Origin of the sequence: Microcystis sp. LEGE 08355, from assembly GCF_015207185.1 — a bacterium.
Taxonomy (GTDB): Bacteria; Cyanobacteriota; Cyanobacteriia; order Cyanobacteriales; family Microcystaceae; genus Microcystis; species Microcystis panniformis.
The window spans coordinates 19,422-38,634 of record NZ_JADEXI010000001.1 but is presented as its reverse complement, the minus strand read 5'-3'; the positions used below and the strand labels follow the sequence as shown (position 1 = coordinate 38,634).

The following is a 19,213-nucleotide window of genomic DNA, read 5'->3' as shown; positions in this document are numbered from 1 at the left end:
GGAGATAACGGCAAGGGGAAGAGCGAACATTGTTATCAGAAAAATTACTAGGGGCAAGGGTCGAATTTTAATCATTTTCCTGCTTCTCCGTCGGTTTGTAGTCTTGTTTTAGCAATAATGCGGGTTTTCTTTAAATCTCCCTCGCTCAATTCTTCTCCCACCTGTAAACGGGTGGCATTAGTTTGAAGGACAGTGGCGGCATTTTTTTCTCCCAATTGTAGGGCCGTTTTGGCCGCAGTTTGTAACATGGTGGCGGCGGCTGCTCGATCACCCTGTTTTAATTTTTCTTCAGCGATTTGGGTTTGACGATATTTGGCTAAAGTCAGAATTGATTTCTGAACTTGCTCGTCTAATTGGGATTGATAGAGAGCTTGGGAGGTGATATCAAGGCTAAAAGTCGCAGTTTCTAGTCCTTTTTGACCGGAAGCGGGATCATCGTAGCGAATCTTCACTTTAGCTATGGTGTGAGTACCGGGGGGAATTTGGTCAATATAGAGATTGAGGAGGAGAATTTTTTCTTCATCTATCATTAAATCACCCAAACGGGTGATGTAAAAATTGCCCTCTTTTTGTAAGCTCATTTCTATAGTTTCTGGAGCAACTTGGGCAATGGGTTTTAACTCCGCTAAATGAGTCCGAGCGTCTAATTCTAATTGCAGGAAAGCGTTAGTTAACCGCACAGATTGCAGACGGTTAAACAGACGAGTAAATTCAATTAAAGCCTGTTCGGGTCTTTCGATATAGGATAAACTTCCGCCGGCGATATCGGCAATTTTTTCTAGGATATCTTGATTCCAATGATCGCCAAAACCGAAGGTATTTAAGGTGATACCGTACTCAGCCGCTACTGCGGCTAATTTTAAACAGCGTTGATTATCTCCGTGTTCATTTTCACCATCGGTAAGCAGAAAAATATGAGATACATAACCTTTGCTGCCGCTGGAACTTTCTTGGATACCTAATTTTATCCCTTCATCGATCGCCGTACCTCCTCCCGCTTGTAATTGTTGAATTTTTGAGCGAATTAAGGTCAGATCATCCTGTCGCGATTGGGAGGGAAGAATAACTTTGGCGCGATGATCAAAAGCTATTACCGAGAGACGATCATTAACCCCGAGGGATTCTATTAAACTGAAGGCCGCTTTTTTGACCGTTTCTAGGGGTTTTCCCTGCATAGAACCGCTATGATCGAGAACTAAACAAAGATTAATCGGTAAATTTGTGTTAATCTGTTCACTGGTGGCGGCGATCGAGAGCATCAGTTGACGTTGACTGCTGGTTTGATTAGCATCGATATGACTATCACTCAAGGCCGATTTTAGAGTTACCCGCATGAGAGTTTTTAATCGTGGTTGTTGATATTTATATTCTAATGAGTATAGTTAGATTTGTGCTTATTTTCCTGTCTGGCATCGAGTTAGACAAGTTGTCAAACTGGGTGCATCTCATTTTTGTCAATCTACGATGCTCACCTGCGCTGGTTCATATATTGGGAATAATTTAAGAATCACTGATAATTCCCGATTGTCGATATTTCTACAAAGTTAAGATGCGGCCCCAGCAGTTCTTGTGGGAAATTTTACCGTGGCCGGTCGGACTTATTCTTTCGTGGAAGTCATGGCAAAATCTCTTTAACGCGAACTAAAGTTATTTACTTTTTTTGAGATGATAACAAATTGGAATCGATATTGATCAGGGGAAGGAAACCTGAACCACCCATGACGACAGGAAAACGTCCATCCCACTTTTCGATTGCTCGTTGTTGTAAAATTTCTGCTGTTAGGTTTTGGCGCAATAGTTTTTGAGCTTCTGCCTGTCCCTTCGCACGGTTGATTTCCGCTTTCGCTTCCTGTGCTGCTTGTTGTGCGCGAAAAGCAGCTTCTTGTGCCTTTTGTTCCGCTACTTGTTTGGCTTCAATCGCCGCGTTAAACTCTTCGGAAAAACCAAAATTAACGAGAGATACATCATTGATAATTATCCCATAACGTCTTAATCTTTCGGCGAGGGAAGTGTCAATTTCACGTTTGAGTTCTCCTCGCTCTTGCAAGATATTTTGTACGGGACGTTGTGCTGTTGCCGCTTTGACAATTTCCGATACTGCTGGATTTATAATACCAGAGACAATCACATTGATATCCCCAACTTGTTGATAAATCTGATTCACTTTGTCGGGGTCGATGTGCCAGTTAACGATAATAGTTGTTTCCACATCTTGCAAATCTTTGGAAGATCCTTTTGCCTTTACTTCCGTTGTTTGTACTCGAACGTTGAGGCGCTTGATCTTGGTGACAATCGGTATAACGGGATGAATTCCTTCATCGAGGATTTGTTTTTGCACTTTGCCAAAGTACATGACAACGCCGCGTTCGCCAGTATCAATAATAACAAAAGGGCGCAGTACGGTAGTAATGGCTAATATTAAAATTCCCCCCGCCATTAATGGTATTATTATATTGCGATTGTAATTCATGACAACTCCTGAGATATTTGATCGGTTTTATCGTAGCACTGTTATTATAAGTAAGTAATCTCAATTAATTTTTAGATAGTGGGACAAGCTTCTGGTTCTTTGTATTTTATCTTTAATTGTAACCGGCTACTTAGTTGATGACAGGTGGTGCGTTACTTCAATCATAGTCCATCACACAATCACAGTCGATGATAGGTGGTGCGTTACGAGGGATTGTTACCCTCCAGTCACAGCAGCAATTTTGGCTGTCTAACGCACCCTACGTTTTACTTTTTGTTAACCACAAAGACAGGAAGTTAGGAATTTAACTAGGGTTTGCTGAATAAATGTGAAATGTAGGCAAGGTAAGGATTTTGTGGCTTTTCTCGTGAAACAGGTGCAAGATTTTGAGAGAATCGTGCTTCAAAACCTTGCGTCTTCATCGGCCTGCGTCCTGTAGGGGCGAAGCATTCGGGCAATAACCTATCGGTGAAACCGTAGATTTTCTATCCGAATGCTTCGCCGGTACTTTTTGCCGCAAACCCTAACTAAGGGAGAGAAGGAAGGTTAGGGGAACCATTCAAGATAAAGATGCGATCGCTTGTTCTAGGGCCAGGGAAATATGAGTCCAATGGGTTCCCCCCTGACAAAAAACGATATAGGGTTCCCGTAGAGGTCCATCGGCGGAGAATTCCGAGGTGCTACCATCGATAAACGTGCCACCAGCCATCACTACTTGGCTCTCATAGCCCGGCATTTGGGCAGGAATGGGGTCCAAGTAGGAACCGATGGGAGAATAGGCTTGAATGGCTTTACAGAAGGCAATCAGCTTATCGGGAGAACCGAGTTTAATCGCTTGAATAATATCGCGTCGAGGCACAAAAGGAGCAGGATTGACTGGATAACCCAACTTATCGCCCACATAGGCGATTAAATGACTACCTTTCATCGCTTCTCCCACCATTTGCGGTGCTAGAAACAATCCCTGATAAAGAAGACGATTTTGGTCAAAAGTTGCCCCTCCCTCGCTACCGATCCCCGGTGCTGTCAGACGATAGCAGGCCATTTCCACTAATTCCGCTTTACCTGCTATGTATCCCCCGGCCGTGACGATTGTACCTCCGGGGTTTTTGATTAGAGAACCGGCCATCAGATCTGCCCCCACGTCGGTGGGTTCTTGGGTGTTGATAAATTCTCCATAGCAATTATCGACAAAACAGACCGTATTCGGGTTTTGTTGTTTAACTATACGGACAATTCTCTCGATTTCGTCAATAGACAAACTCGATCGCCAGGAATAACCGCAGGATCTTTGAATATGCACTAAACGGGTTTGGGGTTTCACTGCTGTGGCCAAGGACAACCAATCGATCGCACCGGTAGAATCTAGCTCTAATTGCCGATAACTAACGCCAAAATCCTTTAAAGAGCCTTGACCACTGCCCCTAATCCCAATTACTTCTTCTAGGGTATCGTAGGGCGCACCCGCTACCGCTAACATCTCATCCCCCGGTCGAAGAACCCCATACAAGGCACAGGCGATCGCATGGGTTCCTGAAACAAATTGTACCCGCACCGCCGCCTTTTCGGCCCCCAGGGCTTGGGCGAACACTTGATCTAAAGTATCCCGTCCCAAGTCATCATGACCATAACCACTAACACTAGCAAAATGATGCACCCCGACGCGGTTTGCACGGAAAGCGCAGAGGACTTGACGGAGATTTTCCTTGACCTGTGCGTCAATTTCCGAAAAGATGGGGAGTAAGGCCTTTTCTGCCCTGTGGAGTAGAGGGGGGATATCCATCAAACAATAGACTGTGATATTTGTTACTATTCATTAAGCGTCAAAGTTCCCCCTGTGTCAAATCGAGACAGATAAGACGATGATGCTCTGTCTCCTGTTGTTTCCCTTTGGGTTATTCAATGACTGTTGCGACTTCCGAAAAACTTCCCATTGACTGGGTGACTCTCATCTACATGGCTTTTATCCACTTAGTGGCTCTTTTAGCCTTCTTACCTAGCAATTTTAGCTGGGGTGCTGTGGGAGTGACATTGATTCTCTATTGGATTACCGGGGGTTTAGGAATTACCCTCGGTTTTCATCGTTTGGTCTCCCATCGGAGTTTTAAGACTCCCAAATGGTTAGAATACTTTCTGGTTTTGTGCGGAACCCTCGCTTGTCAGGGGGGTGCGATCGCATGGATAGGTTTACATCGTCTTCATCATAAATATTCTGATACTGCTCCCGATCCCCACGATTCTAATAAAGGTTTCTGGTGGAGTCACATGGGTTGGATGTTACACGAAATTCCTGCCGACGAAGAAATTGCCCGTTTTACCCAGGATATCGCCGACGATCCTTTCTATAAATTCTGTCAAAATTATTTTGTTCCTATCCAAATTGTTTTAGGCTTAATTCTCTATGCTATGGGTGGTTGGCCGTTTGTAATTTGGGGAATTTTTGTTCGCTTGGTCTTAGTTTTCCACTCCACTTGGTTTGTCAACAGCGCCACCCACAAATTTGGTTATGTTAGCCATGAATCCCACGATAATTCTAAAAATTGTTGGTGGGTTGCCCTCTTAACTTTCGGTGAAGGTTGGCACAATAATCACCACGCCTATCAGTATTCTGCCCGTCATGGCCTACAATGGTGGGAAGTTGACCTGACTTGGATGACCATTCGTCTGCTGCAAATTCTAGGATTAGCTACTAATATTAAGTTACCCCCCAGCACGGCAACGGCGACAGAAAGTTAGTTTTGTCCAGTTGTTAAATTAAATCTAGCCGAACTTATGTTTAAGTTCGGTTATTTTTTCTCCGACTTAACCCAAATCTGACAGCAAACCAGACCTCCCGCTAGACAGCCTAATCCATTGGCTTTTCTATTCGATTTCTTCTCTGTCACCATCTCTATCGCTGACTTTTTCTAAGCCATAGCATAAAAAAGTCAAACTATCAACATTTTTAACAAATATTTAATATTTACGCTGACGTGCCGGAAAGACCCCAGAGAACGTATATTAAAAGCTAAGTAGGGAGGCACAATTATTTCTAGGATGGGTTAGCGGTAGCGTAAACTATGCGGGCGTTGGGTTTCATGCTTCAACCCAACCTACGTTCATCTTATATTTAATTCCACCCACCTACTTAATCCCCAAATTATATTAAGTTTCTAATGAAAAAAATCTCGATTTTAGGCTCTACAGGCTCGATCGGCACTCAAACTCTCGATATTGTCACCGATCATCCCGATAAGTTTCAAGTGGTGGGATTAGCCACGGGTAATAATATTCAACTATTATCGGAGCAAATTCGGCAATTTCGCCCGCAAATCGTGGCGATTAATAACGAAAGTCAACTAGAAGACCTGAAAAGCCTAATTTCCGACCTTGACTATACCCCGATTATCCTAGCAGGAAAGGAAGGGGTAATCGAAGTGGCCCGTTATGGCGATTCCGAAAGCGTCGTCACGGGAATTGTCGGTTGTGCGGGATTGCTGCCGACGATTGCCGCTATTACTGCTGGTAAAGATATCGCTCTCGCTAATAAAGAAACCCTGATTGCTGGCGGTCCGGTGGTGCTGCCTTTAGTGGCAAAACACGGAGTTAAATTATTACCTGCTGACTCGGAACATTCAGCTATTTTTCAATGTTTACAGGGAGTTCCCACTGGGGGATTAAAAAAGATTATTCTCACCGCTTCTGGGGGTGCTTTTCGGGATTTACCGGTGGAAAAATTGCCGCAAGTAACCGTAGCTGATGCCCTCAAACATCCTAACTGGTCGATGGGCAGAAAAATCACCATCGATTCGGCTACTTTGATGAATAAAGGTCTAGAAGTTATCGAAGCTCATTATTTATTTGGTGTCGATTATAATGCGATCGATATTGTTATTCATCCCCAAAGTATTATTCACTCTTTAATTGAGTTACAGGATACCTCGGTTTTAGCCCAATTAGGCTGGCCTGATATGCGTTTACCCCTGTTATATGCCTTGTCTTGGCCTGAAAGAATTTATACCGATTGGGAACCTTTAAATTTAGTTAAAGCTGGCAGTTTAACCTTCAAAGAACCCGATCATCAAAAATATCCCTGTATGGGATTAGCTTATGCAGCCGGCCGCGCAGGTGGGGCAATGCCAGCAGTATTAAACGCGGCCAATGAACAAGCGGTAGCCTTATTTTTAGAAGAAAAGATTAGTTTCTTAGATATTCCCCGGGTGATCGAAAAAGTTTGCGATCGCTTTACAATTCATAACAGTTCCACCCCTAGCCTAGATGACATTTTAGCCGCCGATAATTGGGCGCGTCAAGAAGTATCTAACTGTCTGATTGCCAATCGGGTCTAGATAGTCTAGATTCTGTAGGGATGTTAACTATAATGTCTCTACAGGTCTAGGATAGAAAAATCACTAATTTCAGCTATTTTTTCTAGATAACCTTCAATAAACCTCTTGCCTAATTAATTTTTGAGGGTTCAAAAACGGCAAAAATAAGGATTAAATTGCCTAAAATCCGTAAATAGACCATTTAATTGATTATTATTGATTCTTAATTCTCCTGACTACCGACTCCTAACAACAATTTTTTATTTTTACCAGAGGTCTAATGACCGTGAAACTTTCTCAAAAATAAGATAAAATAAACAAGATAGCGGTTATTACTTTTAATTTTCTATGGTTACAACTTCTCTATCCCTCCCCGAAATCGCCAGAGAAACCCGTCAAGCGAGTCGTCAACTGGCTATCCTGACTAATGAAGAAAGGAATGAAGCTTTAGAGGCTATTGCTGAGGCTTTGACTGCCAATGCTGATAAGATACTAGAAGCGAATATCGCCGATGTTCAAACGGCCAAGGCGATGGAATTATCCCCGGCTTTATGTGCGCGATTAGAGTTAAGTCCTGGCAAATTAAAAGCCGCTATTGCTGGGGTGCGAGATGTGGCTAAATTAGCAGATCCTTTAGCTACAATGCAAATTAACCGGGAATTAGATCAAGGTTTAATTCTGCGGAGAATAACCTGTCCTTTAGGGGTTTTAGGTGTTATTTTTGAAGCTCGTCCCGATGCTTTAATTCAAATTACCAGTTTAGCGATAAAATCTGGTAATGGCGTTATTTTAAAAGGGGGGAAAGAGGCGCTCCGTTCTTGTCAAGCTTTGGCAACAATTATTCATCAGGCATTGAGTGAAACTAAAGTTAATTCGGCGGCGGTGCAATTGTTAACAACAAGAGAAGAAATTAAGGAACTCTTAAAACTTGATCAATACATCGATTTAATTATTCCTAGAGGTTCTAACGAATTTGTTCGTTATATCCAAAATAATACCCGCATTCCCGTCCTCGGCCATGCCGATGGTATTTGTCATCTCTACATCGACAAAGAAGCCGATTTAAGCAAAGCAATTAGAATTACCGTCGATGGCAAAACCCAATATCCTGCCGCTTGTAATACCATTGAAACTTTATTGGTTCATCAAGACATCGCTAGACAATTTTTACCCGCATTGGCCCAGGCATTAGAGGAAAAAAAGGTTAAATTATTGGGAGATGAAGCAACTCGTCAGATTATTAACGTACCATCGGCCACAGAAGAAGACTGGCAAACCGAATATAGTGATTTAATCCTGTCAATTAAAATTGTCGATAGTCTAGAATCGGCAATCGAACATATTAATTATTACGGTTCTCGACACACGGAAGCCATTGTCAGCGAAAATTTTAACACGGCCAAAACCTTTAGCGATCGAGTCGATGCCGCCGGAGTTTTTCATAATTGTTCCACGCGATTTGCCGATGGTTTCCGTTACGGTTTTGGGGCCGAAGTGGGTATCAGTACCCAAAAAATGCCTCCCCGCGGTCCGGTGGGATTAGAGGGATTAGTGACCTACAAATATCAATTAGCCGGAGATGGTCATATTGTCGCCGATTATTCTGGGGAAAATGCCCAATCTTTCACCCATAAGGATTTATAGTCGAGAAAAAAGCCGATGTTTACAGGATTAATTCAAGCCTTGTCGAAAATTCGGGTCGTGGATACTGATAGACTTTATTTGTCTGTATCCTCTGATACAATTCTCCGAGATTTAATGATTGGTGATAGTGTGGCTGTGGATGGGGTTTGTTTGACAGTGGAGGAAATTCTCCCAGAGGGTTTTCTGGCCACTGCTTCCCCGGAAACCCTACAGCGCACTACTTTAGGACGGAGGATTCACACGGAAACCAACGTTAACCTAGAAACCTCTTTGCGGGTGGGTAGTAAAATCGGCGGTCATTTTGTCACCGGTCATGTGGACGGAATTGGCTGTTTAGTCGAATCGATAATCGTGGCTAATTCGTGGGAAATGACCTTTGCTGCCCCTAGTTCCCTAGAAGAGCAGTGGAATAACTACATAGCTCGTTATATCGTCGGTAAGGGCAGTATAGCTGTTAATGGCATTAGTTTAACCGTGGCCGATTGTGATGCCTACGGCAGCTGGTTTAAAGTGGCTGTCATCCCCCACACCTACGCCGAAACCAATCTTTCCCATTTAAAATTAGGCGATTGGGTGAATCTAGAAGGGGATATTTTAGGCAAATATGTGGAAAAATTGTTAGGAATGCGCTCTTATCATCCTCCTAGCGAGATTAGCTTAGAATTTCTGGCTGAACATGGTTATTAGTTTTCCAGAAAAAGCCTTTTCAACATATAAATTTATTGGCAATTTATCGATTAATTTTAGTTTTAAAATTGCCAACCTTCTCGCTCCATTAAACCCTGAACATTGGTACAATCGATAGAAAAGTGTTGACAGACTGTGGGGATTTTGGGAGCATTAGGCTTCAAGGCTTCTTCGGTAATTACGCAACCGTCTTTTATCTTAGCAGCGGCAATAATAAATGGGTCTGCCACTGGTTTTCCTTGTAATCTTGCTTTTTCACTCACTAAATCATTAAAGTTTCTTATAGAAAAAATTTCAGCAATAAGTAGGGAGGCACAATTATTTGTAGGATGGGTTAGCGGTAGCGTAACATAATCGGGCGTTGGGTTTCATGCTTCAACCCAACCTACGTTCATCTTATATTTAATTCCACCCACCCACTTAAATAAAGTTTCCTGAGCAGTGGGTGGTAAAAATATTTGTTTATTGAAGTCTATCCAATCTAAAACAAATTGTTTATTATTGCCATATTCTACTTCTTTAAGCACTTCGCGTACTGATTTTAGCCTACCTTCTGACACAAGCAAATCAATTTTTTGCCAAACGGTGGGAAAACTTTTGGGAAAATAGTTTCCTAAAACCTTAAAACTACTTGTGTCAAAAATGTAAACCATCAAAACAGTCCTTTGTCTAATAAATATTTTTCAAGTTCTTCCACCATAGCAACTTTTTTAATGTTTAGATAATCGGCAACGCGCTCGATATCGTATTGGCCTTGATAGTATTTATTGAACACAAGTTTTAGGTAATTTTCTCCCAAATAGGTCGCCTGATTAGCATAGTAATCACCTCCAGATTTTTGATTTTTGTCCTGACTTTTTCCCACCTGCTCACTGTACCACTCGTTTACTTTAAGAGTATATTGTTTCTGAGAAATCAATTTATTATCTAATAGTTTTCGTAAAACTACTTCTCGACTAACCTTATAATCACTGGAAATTTTCGAGATAATTTTATCGTTAACTATTGTTTCTATAATTATCTCAGAAAAGACATGATTAGGAAGCAAAAACTCCGCAGCAAATTTATTACAAAATATCTCGATACTTTTATTTGCTCCTTGCAAACTATTAATATATCTATCGTCAGACTTAGTAATTCCATTAGTCTGCAAAAGAATATGTGCTAATTCATGAAAAATGGTAAATATTTGTCTAGATTTTTCCGTGCTATTATTAAGATAGATGATCGGAAATTCAATATCTATCAAGCAAAATCCCGAAATTTCTCGCTGCTTAAAAGAACGCTTAAAAATAAAAATACCGGCTTCTTCCACGGCACTCCGCCATTTTTTTAAGGCAGTTTCCTGATCATTCCAGGTCAGTTGTTCTTCTAGAGTAACGTTTAAATAATTTCTTATCTGTTCGGCTAATATCCTTAAATCATCACTAGAGCTAACCGCAATATCCTGAAAGATTTTCTTGGTACTAGGATTAATACCATTATTAATTTCCTGTAGCGACAATTGCATCGCTTTTGCTTGTCGTAAAGCATAGATAGTATCGGCGGCCAGGTTTTCGATTTCAAAGTCTGGCAAAGTTCTAAATTCTTGTTTTTCCTCCGCTTCTAGGGGAGGTTCTGGGAAAAAGAATAAAGCGAGAGGACGTTTATATATTTCTGCTAACTTTTCCAATTGACTATAGGTAGGAAAGTCCTCTCCTGACTCCCATTTTTCGATAACAGAAACATCTTTTTTAAACTTGACCGCCACAGACTCAAGAGAATATCTCGCCCTTTCTCTTGCCCATTGGATTATCTTGGGATTAACGCCTGTCAGTTTCTCGCCCATCGGTTTATCTTATCATCACGAGATAGAGATTTCTAGCTTAATTTAGCTTGTGTGATAGTTTAATTGTACTAAATGATCGACCAAAATAGAGACAATGTACCTATTTCTGGATAGGTCAGGGAGGGATTGATAACTTTTTCCTATATAAAAAACTAGCCGAAAGCTTGACATTAGCCAAAATACCCAGACAATGTTAAGTTAAATTAACCAATAGCCAAGGCTTGTATTTAAGGAAAACCCCTTATGGTAGCAACACCAGTTCAACAGAAATACGACATCAAAGATATTAGTTTAGCCCCCATCGGCAAACAGCGCATCGAATGGGCCGGTCGGGAAATGCCCGTTTTGCGTCAATTAGCCGAACGTTACGCCATCGAAAAACCCTTTGCTGGACTGCGTTTAGTCGCTTGCTGCCACGTTACCACCGAAACCGCTAATTTAGCCATCGCACTCAAAGCCGGTGGCGCTGATGCGTTATTAATTGCTAGTAATCCCCTTTCCACCCAAGATGATGTGGCCGCTTGTTTAGTCGCTGATTACGGTATCCCCGTCTATGCAATCAAAGGGGAAGATAACGACACCTATCACCGTCACGTTCAAATCGCCCTCGATCATAAACCCCAGATTATCATCGATGATGGCTGTGATGTAGTGGCCACCCTGGTTAAAGAAAGAAGTCACCAATTACCCGACATTATCGGTACTACCGAAGAAACTACCACCGGTATCGTCCGTTTGCAAGCCATGCTCAAAGCTGGGGTGTTATCCTTCCCCGCAATGAACGTTAACGACGCAGAAACCAAGCATTTCTTTGATAATCGCTACGGTACAGGTCAATCTACCCTTGATGGTATCATTCGCGCCACCAATATCCTTCTTGCCGGTAAAACCGTGGTTGTGGCTGGTTATGGTTGGTGTGGTAAAGGTGTCGCTATGCGGGCCAAAGGTTTAGGCGCTAATCTAATTGTCACCGAAATCAACCCCGTGCGCGCCATTGAAGCGGCGATGGACGGTTTCCGGGTTATGCCCATGGATGAAGCCGCCAAAGAAGGCGATATCTTCATCACCGTTACTGGTAACAAGCACGTTATCCGGGCCGAACATTTTGACCTGATGAAAGATGGGGCGATTGTTTCCAACTCCGGTCACTTTGATATTGAAATCGACCTGCAAGCTTTGGGCGCAAAAGCCGATAATGTCAAGGAAGTTCGCAACTTTACCCAACAATATAGACTAAAAAGCGGTAAATCCGTCGTTGTTATCGGTGAAGGTCGCCTAGTTAACCTGGCAGCCGCCGAAGGTCATCCTAGCGCCGTTATGGATATGAGTTTCGCTAACCAGGCGATCGGTGTAGAATACTTGGTTAAAAATAAAGGTAAATTAGCCCCCGGTATCTACTCAATTCCCTACGAATTAGACCAAGAAATCGCCCGCTTGAAACTGCAAGCCATGGGGATTGAAATCGATACTCTCACCGAAGCCCAATTAGAATATATCAACTCCTGGACTTCCGGAACCTAATATCAGTTATCAGTTATCAGTTTTCAGTTTTCAGTTATCAGTTTTCAGTTTTCAGTTTTCAGTTTTCAGTTTTCAGGAGTCAGTACCCGCCACTTCATAATTCATAATTCATAATTCCCACTTCCCCACCCCTAACACCCAACCCCCTTTTTTTACTTTAAAACTGTTTTCTAAATCATCAAAAAATATGACTGAATGGATTACAAATACAATGACTTCTATGGGCTATTTAGGCATAGCCCTATTAATGTTTTTAGAGAATCTTTTTCCGCCCATTCCCTCGGAATTAATTATGCCCCTAGCGGGTTTTACCGTCCATGAGGGACAAATGGAATTTATTCCGGCAGTGGTAGCAGGGATTGTCGGAACCGTAGTCGGAGCGCTACCTTGGTATTATCTCGGTCGGGTTGTGGATGAGGAAAAAATCGAAAAACTAGCCGATAAATACGGCAAATGGATTACCGTTTCCGCTAAAGATATTCAAAAAGCTAATCAATGGTTTAACCGTCACGGTAGTAAAGCGGTTTTACTCTGTCGTTTAGTCCCCGGAGTACGAACTTTGATTTCCCTACCTGCCGGGATGAATCACATGGCGATGATTCCCTTTTTAGTTTACTCCACCATCGGCACGACCCTCTGGGTCGTTTTTTTAACGGCAGCAGGTTACTTTTTAGGGAAGAATTACCCCCTTGTGGAAGAATATCTGGCTCCCGTGTCAAAAATCGCTCTACTTGTCCTCGTTATCTGGTTTATCCTCTGGATTATCCGCAAACGTAACCGCCGGTATGAGTAAATGTTGATCATAGGTGGTGCGTTACGACGGATTATCACCTTCGAGTCACAGCAGCAATTTTTGCCGTCTAACGCACCCTACGTTTTACTGCTTATAAAGGGGCAAAAGGATAAGAATATACGAGGTTTTAATGTGCCAACAATTAAACTACGTTCTCAGATTGGTAGAGATGGAATCTTACATTTAGATATACCGTCCGATTTTAAAGAAACTGAAGTAAATGTTACAGTAACCGTTGAAGCGGTTCAAGAAGTCAGTGAAGATTTAGCAAGTAGAAAAGAGGAAAGAAAACCTCGCTATAATGCTTGGGGCAACCCAGTAGTAGAGCAATCTATTACCCAAGCTATTTCAGGAATGCGCCACCTTCAAAAAACTGTAGCTTTACCTAAAAGTAAAATTCGTGCCATGCGAGAAGAAGGGAGACGGTTTTGATTGAGTTTGTTTTAGATTGTTCGGTAGCAATTAGCTGGTGTTTGGTCGATGAAGATAACGATTATGCTAACGCAGTATTAGACATAATGCCAAACGCCGAAGCATTTGTTCCCGAAATTTGGTCTTTAGAGATTGTCAATACTCTCCTAGTCGCAGAAAGAAGAAATCGGATGATGGTCGAGCAAACTCAAGCATCGATTAATTGGTTACAGTCTTTACTTATTACTATTTTTGGATTACCACCGCGATGATTGGATTTTTCTGGGAGGTTAGGGATTCATGAGGAAAGGATGATATATAATGATGGTCTATGACAGAGAGAGACATTAAATACTGTTTGGTATTAGGAGAAAAGCTGTGCCACTGATTAAAATACCAAGGAATTATCTGATTGCTGAAGATGAAAATTTCATTACAGCAGACGTGCCAGATTCACTGCTTCAGCTTTGGCAAAAAGATTATCAAAAGGTGGTTAAAGCCAAAGGTATTCTTAAGGATAAAAAAGCGGCAATGCTATCTCATGTAGAGTCTCTTCGTCGGGAGTGGGATGGATGAAATACGTCTATGATACCAATATTTTTATTTATTATTTAGCCGATGACGATATAGTTACTTCTTTTTTCTCCCAAGCTTTTTTGAGTTTGCATCAGATTTTTATCTCACCAATTGTCAGAATTGAGTTACTCAGTTTTCCTACTTTGTCTAAGGAAGAAGAGCAGATAATTGAAGATTTACTCTCACAGTTTGAATTAATTCCCATATTGAGAGAAATTGAAGATCTGACTATTCAACTGAAACGACAGTATAAAATCAAGATTCCCGATGCCATTATTGCCGCAACAACATTGAGCCAAAATGGATGTTTGGTCACTAGAAATGTTGATGATTTTAAGGGTATTTCTGGTTTAAATATTAAAAACCCGTTTATTGATGAGGGGTAAATAATAGTAGAAGAGCGAGAATTAAAAGTTGACTTATCTGCAAAGTAGCTTACTACTGGAAACCGATAGCTTGATGACAGCAACCAGTGCCAGGTATTGAAGTAGGAAAAAGCCTATGTTTTCGTTCTAGAAATCTCCAAAAATAAGCTTGACAAAAGACCTGATATCGTTATATCCTACAGGTTACAAGTCTTTGCGCGAGAGTAGGGGAAAAACCGAAATACAATCTAACAACTAACGATAGAGAATAAAATGGGAAGTGAGCTTTGGGGGCTACTATATTAAAAGTTAACTCAGTGTACTCCAACCATTTTCCTCCTTTTCTCCAGCCGACGCGATCGCCGAAATTTTCCGACACTTGTTGACCATACTTTCTCGTGCCACCAAGACTCTCATAGATTTCTTTCTGGACGCTGAAGCCAAATTTGCCGTTACTGTAGTGTAGCCAAAGTTGGTTAATAGTTCGTAAATCTTCACAAGGGAAATCATGAATATCATCTATTCCCAAGAATCTTTCCCTTTCCCTTCGTGCGACTTGAAGCATGACTTTACCTGTTTCTTCGTCTGCTTCTTTCCAGTTTCCTGCTCCTAGGAGTTGCTGTAATTTGGAGTAGTTAACACCTCTAGCACTTTTAAGCACAATATTAGCAGCAACTTTAGGCGGTGGTGGTGTTTGAATAACGGGGGTTGCTGGTGTTGGAGAATAACGGGGAGTTGCTGGTGTTTGTATCGAAGTTGCTGGTGATTGTCCCGTCAAATCTTGTAAAATCTCCCTCGCTGACTGATAACGCTTTCTTGTCCCAAACTCGATCATTTTATCAAGAATGCGCCCTAAATCATCCCGAACATTATTATTAACTAAAAACTGTCGCCAAATCCATTCATGGTCACTGGTATCAAATAAATCAAAGGGTGAAATCTGAGTCAACAAATAAATACAAGTGACTCCTAAACTATACAAATCACTAGGATTGTTCGCCTTACCGTTAGCTTGTTCTGGTGCGACATATTCCGCTGAACCGATTACTGTACCAGTAACAGAACGATTAAGAGGTGTAACAACTCTAGACGCGCCAAAATCCACTAAAACCGCTTTCTTGTCTGAGTTACGTCTAATAATATTTTCTGGTTTAATATCTCGGTGAACTACTCCCTGACTATGAATAAAATCTAAAACCGGCAAAATATCCGTTAATAAAGCTTTAATCTTGGCTTCATTAAATACCCCCTGGCTTCTTAATTCTTGTTCTAAATTTTGTCCTTCAATATATTCTTGTACCAAATATTGACGGTCATCATCATGATTGAGATAAGCGAAAAGTTCAGGAATTTGGGGATGTTTTCCTAATTTTTCTAATTGGATTGCTTCTTTTTCAAATAATTCTGAGGCTTTCTCAATTGTATCAGTCCCTTGAACCGAGGGAAAAAACAGTTTAATCACACAATAAGGTCGAGAAGGCTTACTGTAATCTATCGCCTTAAAAGTGCGACCAAATCCTCCTTGACCAATTAATTTAATTGCTTGATAACGCTCTTGTAAGAACAATTTCGAGCGGCATTTTTCACAGAATTTATTGCCATCTGGATTGGCGGAGGAACAATTAGGATTGAGACACAGACTCATGGTTTTTACTCCTTTAAGTAGTTGGGTTGACGTTAAAAAAGTAGCTCTCTTAGGTTTGGTGGGTAAAATGTATTCTAAGATACAGTACTACCGGCAAGCGAGTGGAAGGAACCACAGAGACACAGAGGACACAAAGATTGATCGATTCTACAGTAACTTAAACTGATCAGACAAAGAATAAGAGAGCCACTATCAGTGTCATCCAAGATTTGTAGCGGCCAGTGCCTTCGTAGAAAAAGAAGAGTCTGCATAACTGAGAATGATAGGAATTGTCGGTAATGCTTCATCCTCAGAAAAGGTAAACTCAACTTTACTAGGCATGAGCAGATGCCTCTTGGTCATCCTGAATCATCTGCATCAGTCTAACGCACCTTACCGGACTGTTTCAGCTAAAATAGGGCAATAGATTTCGGCTTAAAGTCTTAGATTATAGAATTTCTAGCATTTGTCTAATACACCAAATTAGCTGAAACAATCCACTACGTTTTACGACTAATCACGCCGGCTACTCAAGAGGGCCGTGATCAGCAAATAGGCCAGCGTCACCCCGATACTGATTTGGAAGGAATAGGGAGCGGCGCGGTATCGATACCAACTAGAAAAAGATTCAAGAATTCTCAGGGTGAACAACACCACCCAATTTAAGGAAAGCATTAGGAGGTAAAAAAACGCCCCGACTCCCAACGACTGCACAAACCGATTTTTTAATAAATCCATAGCCCTAACCAAGTTAACTATAACTCTTGCAAATTAATTATATGTTATAATCATCGATTAACTAATTTTCCCAAAAAAAATTAGCATTACTTTTCTCCATCAATACTAAGTAGGTAGGCGAAAAAACTTATAAAATAGCAGAGAAACCTTTGTGGAGGATGAATCAAACCTTGCCAGAACGTAGCTTGGGTTGAAGCATGAAACCCAACGCCCGTATGGGTTACGCTACCGCTAACCCATCCTACAAATAATTGTGCCTACCTACTTAATTATTCAAGAAAGATTAGGAATAAGCGATAGAGAAACAGTCGAACAAATTAGGAAAACCCCTTACCTACAGTCTTTTATTGGGCTGACAAACTATCAAACATAAGTGTCCTTTGATGCCTCAATGATGGTATATTTTGGGAAAAGAATTAAGTTAAATTTCCTGAACAAAATTAACCAAGAAATGGTGAAAAAAGGGAGAGAAATCCTCGACGCATCAAAAGGAGAAGAAACCCCCGATCAAAAAGAAGAAGAAGGGGAGAAGAAAAATCGGGAAAAATGAATATTAGATGCCACTTGTGCGCCTGCCGATATTAAGTATACCACGGATTTAGGTATCTTAAATCAGGTAAGAAAAGAAACAGAGAAGATTTTAGACCGTCTCTATCAAGAAGTCAAAGAAAAGCTGATTAAGAAACCAATAATTTACCGAAAAATAGCGAGAAAGAACTATTTAAAAGTTGCTAAAAAACGTCGTCCCTCTCAGAAAGAAAGAAGAAAAGCCATCGGTCAACAACTAGGATATATCAAAATAAACTTAGGTTATATAGACCAGATAATTGAACAAGGATCATCCTTAAGCTGCTTAAGTAAAAGACAATATAAACAGTTATTGGTGAGTCAAGAAATTTATCGTCAACAGCAGGAGATGTGGAAAGAGAAAAAACCAAGAGTTGACCATCGAATTGTGAGTTTAAATCAACCTCATGTTCGTCCTATCGTAAGAGGAAAAGCCAGAAAATCCATCCTATGTATGTTGATTAGTTTGTTTTCTGGCTCTTCTAGAGTAGTTATGATATTTTAGCAGAAAATAATCCACGCAAGCTTTGCCAAGTAAGGCTCAACAGAATTCAACAAAGCAATTTTAATAAAAAAAGCTTTTTGCTTTGTTGGACTCCAGGCTATTTAAGGGGTTAGGCTCATTTAAACTACTAATTTGCTATAACCAGTCTGGGAGAGCCTGTTTTCTTAGATCGTTTAAGTTGGGAAAAGTTTAACGAATCTCAGGACTTAAAAGTGCAAGTCGAGAACTTAAAAGAGACCTATGGTTGTTATCCTGAATCGGTTCATGTTGACCAAATTTCCCGAACCAGAGAAAACCTAAAATGCTGTAAAGAAAGAGGAATAAGATTAAGTGGATTACCATTGGGAAGACCACCGAATAATCGAAGTGCTGAACTAAAAAAACAAGCTCAGTTAGAGGAAAAGTTTCGCCATCGTATTGAGGGCAAATTTGGACAAGCTAAAAGACGTTTTGGACTCGATATAGTGATGACTAAACTTTCAGAAAGGGAGCATCTCATTTATGCAAGTGAGTAATTAGGGGCTGCTGAAAAAGTTTGTTGGTGGGGGCAGGGTGTGGGGTGTAGGGTGTAGGGTGTAGGGTGTAGGGTGTAGGGTTTTACCGATTTTGAGGTAGTCAGTTACCTAATTTTCAGGGAAAAAGTACCTGAATTTTACCCCCGATCACTCCAATGGCTGGCACTTTTTGAGGGGAAAAAACTCCAAAAGTCTTATCCAACAAGGTTTTTAGATTTATTCAGCAGACCCTATTTAAGTTGAGTTGAACTTCGGTGAAATCTTCGGAAGATAACGTTTCTGCTAATTTGTCTAGTCTAATTTCTGACTCAATCCCTGCCTCCTGAGTGATGATTACATTTCGATTTTTAGCTACTCCTCCTAGATACTTCAGTTTTCTGTCTTCTAATCCCTTGATAAAGGAACTATTGTTACCATAGGCTCCATCAATGAGTACTATTCCCGGTCGATAACCTCTCTCTAAACTTTTGTCAATTAACTCTCAGGCGATGTCCTGCTTTTTCTTGAATTCTCGGTCTTCTTTTCCTTTTTCTAGAGAATCGGCATGGCGATATATTTCTAGGTCTAAAGGGGGGCTTTTTTTTCCGTCGTATAGATGGGTGGTAACTGTTACGGCTCTTCTGGTTTCTGTGTGGAAACGAGGTCTATACTGAGAGTTTTTT

The 19,213-nt window shown here is 41.1% G+C and carries 18 protein-coding genes and 2 pseudogenes; 11 read left to right on the top strand and 9 right to left on the bottom strand.

What is annotated here, in order from left to right; genetic code table 11:
* Positions 1–71 precede the first annotated feature (71 nt).
* The 3 genes from IQ242_RS00170 to IQ242_RS00160 form a co-directional block, all read right to left on the bottom strand.
* The gene (locus tag IQ242_RS00170; protein ID WP_193958589.1) at positions 72–1,334 is read right to left on the bottom strand and encodes a VWA domain-containing protein; all 1,263 of its coding nucleotides are present in this window, start codon (positions 1,332–1,334) and stop codon (positions 72–74) included.
* A gap of 317 nt (positions 1,335–1,651) precedes the next feature.
* Positions 1,652–2,470 (bottom strand): prohibitin family protein, encoded by an 819-nt coding sequence (locus tag IQ242_RS00165; RefSeq protein WP_193958588.1) that lies wholly within the window; start codon positions 2,468–2,470, stop codon positions 1,652–1,654.
* Between the two features lie 559 nt (positions 2,471–3,029).
* A complete protein-coding gene (locus tag IQ242_RS00160) occupies positions 3,030–4,253 on the bottom strand; it encodes a methionine gamma-lyase family protein (RefSeq protein WP_193958587.1) in 1,224 nt (407 codons plus the stop codon).
* A 119-nt stretch (positions 4,254–4,372) separates the two neighbouring features.
* Between IQ242_RS00160 and IQ242_RS00155 the strand changes: the two genes are divergently transcribed.
* From IQ242_RS00155 to IQ242_RS00140, 4 genes are all read left to right on the top strand, one after another.
* Positions 4,373–5,206 (top strand): acyl-CoA desaturase, encoded by an 834-nt coding sequence (locus tag IQ242_RS00155; RefSeq protein WP_193958586.1) that lies wholly within the window; start codon positions 4,373–4,375, stop codon positions 5,204–5,206.
* Between the two features lie 419 nt (positions 5,207–5,625).
* Complete coding sequence (dxr, locus tag IQ242_RS00150) at positions 5,626–6,798, top strand: 1-deoxy-D-xylulose-5-phosphate reductoisomerase (RefSeq protein WP_193958585.1); 1,173 nt, start codon at positions 5,626–5,628, stop codon at positions 6,796–6,798.
* A 327-nt stretch (positions 6,799–7,125) separates the two neighbouring features.
* Positions 7,126–8,421, top strand: a complete 1,296-nt coding sequence (gene proA / locus IQ242_RS00145; protein ID WP_193958584.1) for a glutamate-5-semialdehyde dehydrogenase — start codon at positions 7,126–7,128, stop codon at positions 8,419–8,421.
* 15 nt (positions 8,422–8,436) lie between these two features.
* On the top strand, positions 8,437–9,108 hold the full coding sequence (locus IQ242_RS00140; protein ID WP_193958583.1) for a riboflavin synthase: 672 nt from the start codon (positions 8,437–8,439) through the stop codon (positions 9,106–9,108).
* Between the two features lie 62 nt (positions 9,109–9,170).
* On the opposite strand, the gene IQ242_RS26935 is transcribed toward IQ242_RS00140, so the two are convergent.
* The 3 genes from IQ242_RS26935 to IQ242_RS00125 all read right to left on the bottom strand — a co-directional run bounded on the left by IQ242_RS26935 (position 9,171) and on the right by IQ242_RS00125 (position 10,936).
* Positions 9,171–9,371, bottom strand: a complete 201-nt coding sequence (locus IQ242_RS26935; RefSeq protein ID WP_370582924.1) for a DUF4411 family protein — start codon at positions 9,369–9,371, stop codon at positions 9,171–9,173.
* Between the two features lie 105 nt (positions 9,372–9,476).
* Positions 9,477–9,761, bottom strand: coding sequence for a DUF4411 family protein (locus IQ242_RS26930; RefSeq protein ID WP_370582923.1), 285 nt, complete (start codon positions 9,759–9,761; stop codon positions 9,477–9,479).
* Positions 9,761–10,936 carry an ImmA/IrrE family metallo-endopeptidase gene (locus IQ242_RS00125; protein ID WP_193958582.1) on the bottom strand — a complete coding sequence of 392 codons (1,176 nt, stop codon included), beginning with the start codon at positions 10,934–10,936 and terminating at the stop codon, positions 9,761–9,763. Before IQ242_RS00125 ends, IQ242_RS26930 begins: the two co-directional genes overlap by 1 nt.
* A gap of 243 nt (positions 10,937–11,179) precedes the next feature.
* Here IQ242_RS00125 and ahcY point away from each other — a divergent pair, with 243 nt between their 5' ends.
* From ahcY to IQ242_RS00095, 6 genes are all read left to right on the top strand, one after another.
* Positions 11,180–12,457, top strand: coding sequence for an adenosylhomocysteinase (gene ahcY / locus IQ242_RS00120; RefSeq protein ID WP_193958581.1), 1,278 nt, complete (start codon positions 11,180–11,182; stop codon positions 12,455–12,457).
* Positions 12,458–12,644: 187 nt separating this feature from the next.
* Positions 12,645–13,250 carry a DedA family protein gene (locus IQ242_RS00115; protein WP_002755550.1) on the top strand — a complete coding sequence of 202 codons (606 nt, stop codon included), beginning with the start codon at positions 12,645–12,647 and terminating at the stop codon, positions 13,248–13,250.
* Positions 13,251–13,682, top strand: coding sequence for a hypothetical protein (locus IQ242_RS00110; RefSeq protein WP_228020729.1), 432 nt, complete (start codon positions 13,251–13,253; stop codon positions 13,680–13,682).
* Positions 13,679–13,933, top strand: coding sequence for a type II toxin-antitoxin system VapC family toxin (locus IQ242_RS00105; RefSeq protein WP_228020728.1), 255 nt, complete (start codon positions 13,679–13,681; stop codon positions 13,931–13,933). The genes IQ242_RS00110 and IQ242_RS00105 overlap by 4 nt, the downstream gene beginning before the upstream one ends.
* A 106-nt stretch (positions 13,934–14,039) precedes the next feature.
* Positions 14,040–14,237: a hypothetical protein gene (locus IQ242_RS00100; RefSeq protein WP_002789758.1), complete on the top strand. Its 198-nt coding sequence runs from the start codon at positions 14,040–14,042 to the stop codon at positions 14,235–14,237.
* The gene (locus tag IQ242_RS00095; RefSeq protein WP_039900670.1) at positions 14,234–14,623 is read left to right on the top strand and encodes a type II toxin-antitoxin system VapC family toxin; all 390 of its coding nucleotides are present in this window, start codon (positions 14,234–14,236) and stop codon (positions 14,621–14,623) included. The genes IQ242_RS00100 and IQ242_RS00095 overlap by 4 nt, the downstream gene beginning before the upstream one ends.
* Positions 14,624–14,792: 169 nt before the next feature.
* On the opposite strand, the gene IQ242_RS00090 is transcribed toward IQ242_RS00095, so the two are convergent.
* Together IQ242_RS00090 and IQ242_RS00085 are read right to left on the bottom strand one after the other, a co-directional pair.
* Positions 14,793–16,247, bottom strand: coding sequence for a GUN4 domain-containing protein (locus IQ242_RS00090; protein WP_193958580.1), 1,455 nt, complete (start codon positions 16,245–16,247; stop codon positions 14,793–14,795).
* A gap of 492 nt (positions 16,248–16,739) precedes the next feature.
* Positions 16,740–16,964: a hypothetical protein gene (locus IQ242_RS00085; RefSeq protein WP_002740738.1), complete on the bottom strand. Its 225-nt coding sequence runs from the start codon at positions 16,962–16,964 to the stop codon at positions 16,740–16,742.
* A 238-nt stretch (positions 16,965–17,202) separates the two neighbouring features.
* Between IQ242_RS00085 and IQ242_RS26925 the strand changes: the two are divergent.
* A pseudogene (locus tag IQ242_RS26925) lies at positions 17,203–18,467 on the top strand (transposase); the annotation flags it as partial.
* A gap of 313 nt (positions 18,468–18,780) precedes the next feature.
* Here IQ242_RS26925 and IQ242_RS25640 read toward each other — a convergent pair.
* A pseudogene (locus tag IQ242_RS25640) lies at positions 18,781–19,164 on the bottom strand (transposase); the annotation flags it as partial.
* Positions 19,165–19,213: the final 49 nt, after the last annotated feature.

Bases quoted from the DNA above. Each gene is read 5' to 3' on its own strand.
- IQ242_RS00170 (WP_193958589.1), bottom strand. From the start codon at position 1,334: ATGCGGGTAACTCTAAAATCGGCCTTGAGTGATAGTCATATCGATGCT.
- IQ242_RS00165 (WP_193958588.1), bottom strand. From the start codon at position 2,470: ATGAATTACAATCGCAATATAATAATACCATTAATGGCGGGGGGAATT.
- IQ242_RS00160 (WP_193958587.1), bottom strand. From the start codon at position 4,253: ATGGATATCCCCCCTCTACTCCACAGGGCAGAAAAGGCCTTACTCCCC.
- IQ242_RS00155 (WP_193958586.1), top strand. From the start codon at position 4,373: ATGACTGTTGCGACTTCCGAAAAACTTCCCATTGACTGGGTGACTCTC.
- dxr (WP_193958585.1), top strand. From the start codon at position 5,626: ATGAAAAAAATCTCGATTTTAGGCTCTACAGGCTCGATCGGCACTCAA.
- proA (WP_193958584.1), top strand. From the start codon at position 7,126: ATGGTTACAACTTCTCTATCCCTCCCCGAAATCGCCAGAGAAACCCGT.
- IQ242_RS00140 (WP_193958583.1), top strand. From the start codon at position 8,437: ATGTTTACAGGATTAATTCAAGCCTTGTCGAAAATTCGGGTCGTGGAT.
- IQ242_RS26930 (WP_370582923.1), bottom strand. From the start codon at position 9,761: ATGGTTTACATTTTTGACACAAGTAGTTTTAAGGTTTTAGGAAACTAT.
- IQ242_RS00125 (WP_193958582.1), bottom strand. From the start codon at position 10,936: ATGGGCGAGAAACTGACAGGCGTTAATCCCAAGATAATCCAATGGGCA.
- ahcY (WP_193958581.1), top strand. From the start codon at position 11,180: ATGGTAGCAACACCAGTTCAACAGAAATACGACATCAAAGATATTAGT.
- IQ242_RS00115 (WP_002755550.1), top strand. From the start codon at position 12,645: ATGACTGAATGGATTACAAATACAATGACTTCTATGGGCTATTTAGGC.
- IQ242_RS00110 (WP_228020729.1), top strand. From the start codon at position 13,251: ATGTTGATCATAGGTGGTGCGTTACGACGGATTATCACCTTCGAGTCA.
- IQ242_RS00095 (WP_039900670.1), top strand. From the start codon at position 14,234: ATGAAATACGTCTATGATACCAATATTTTTATTTATTATTTAGCCGAT.
- IQ242_RS00090 (WP_193958580.1), bottom strand. From the start codon at position 16,247: ATGAGTCTGTGTCTCAATCCTAATTGTTCCTCCGCCAATCCAGATGGC.
- IQ242_RS00085 (WP_002740738.1), bottom strand. From the start codon at position 16,964: ATGGATTTATTAAAAAATCGGTTTGTGCAGTCGTTGGGAGTCGGGGCG.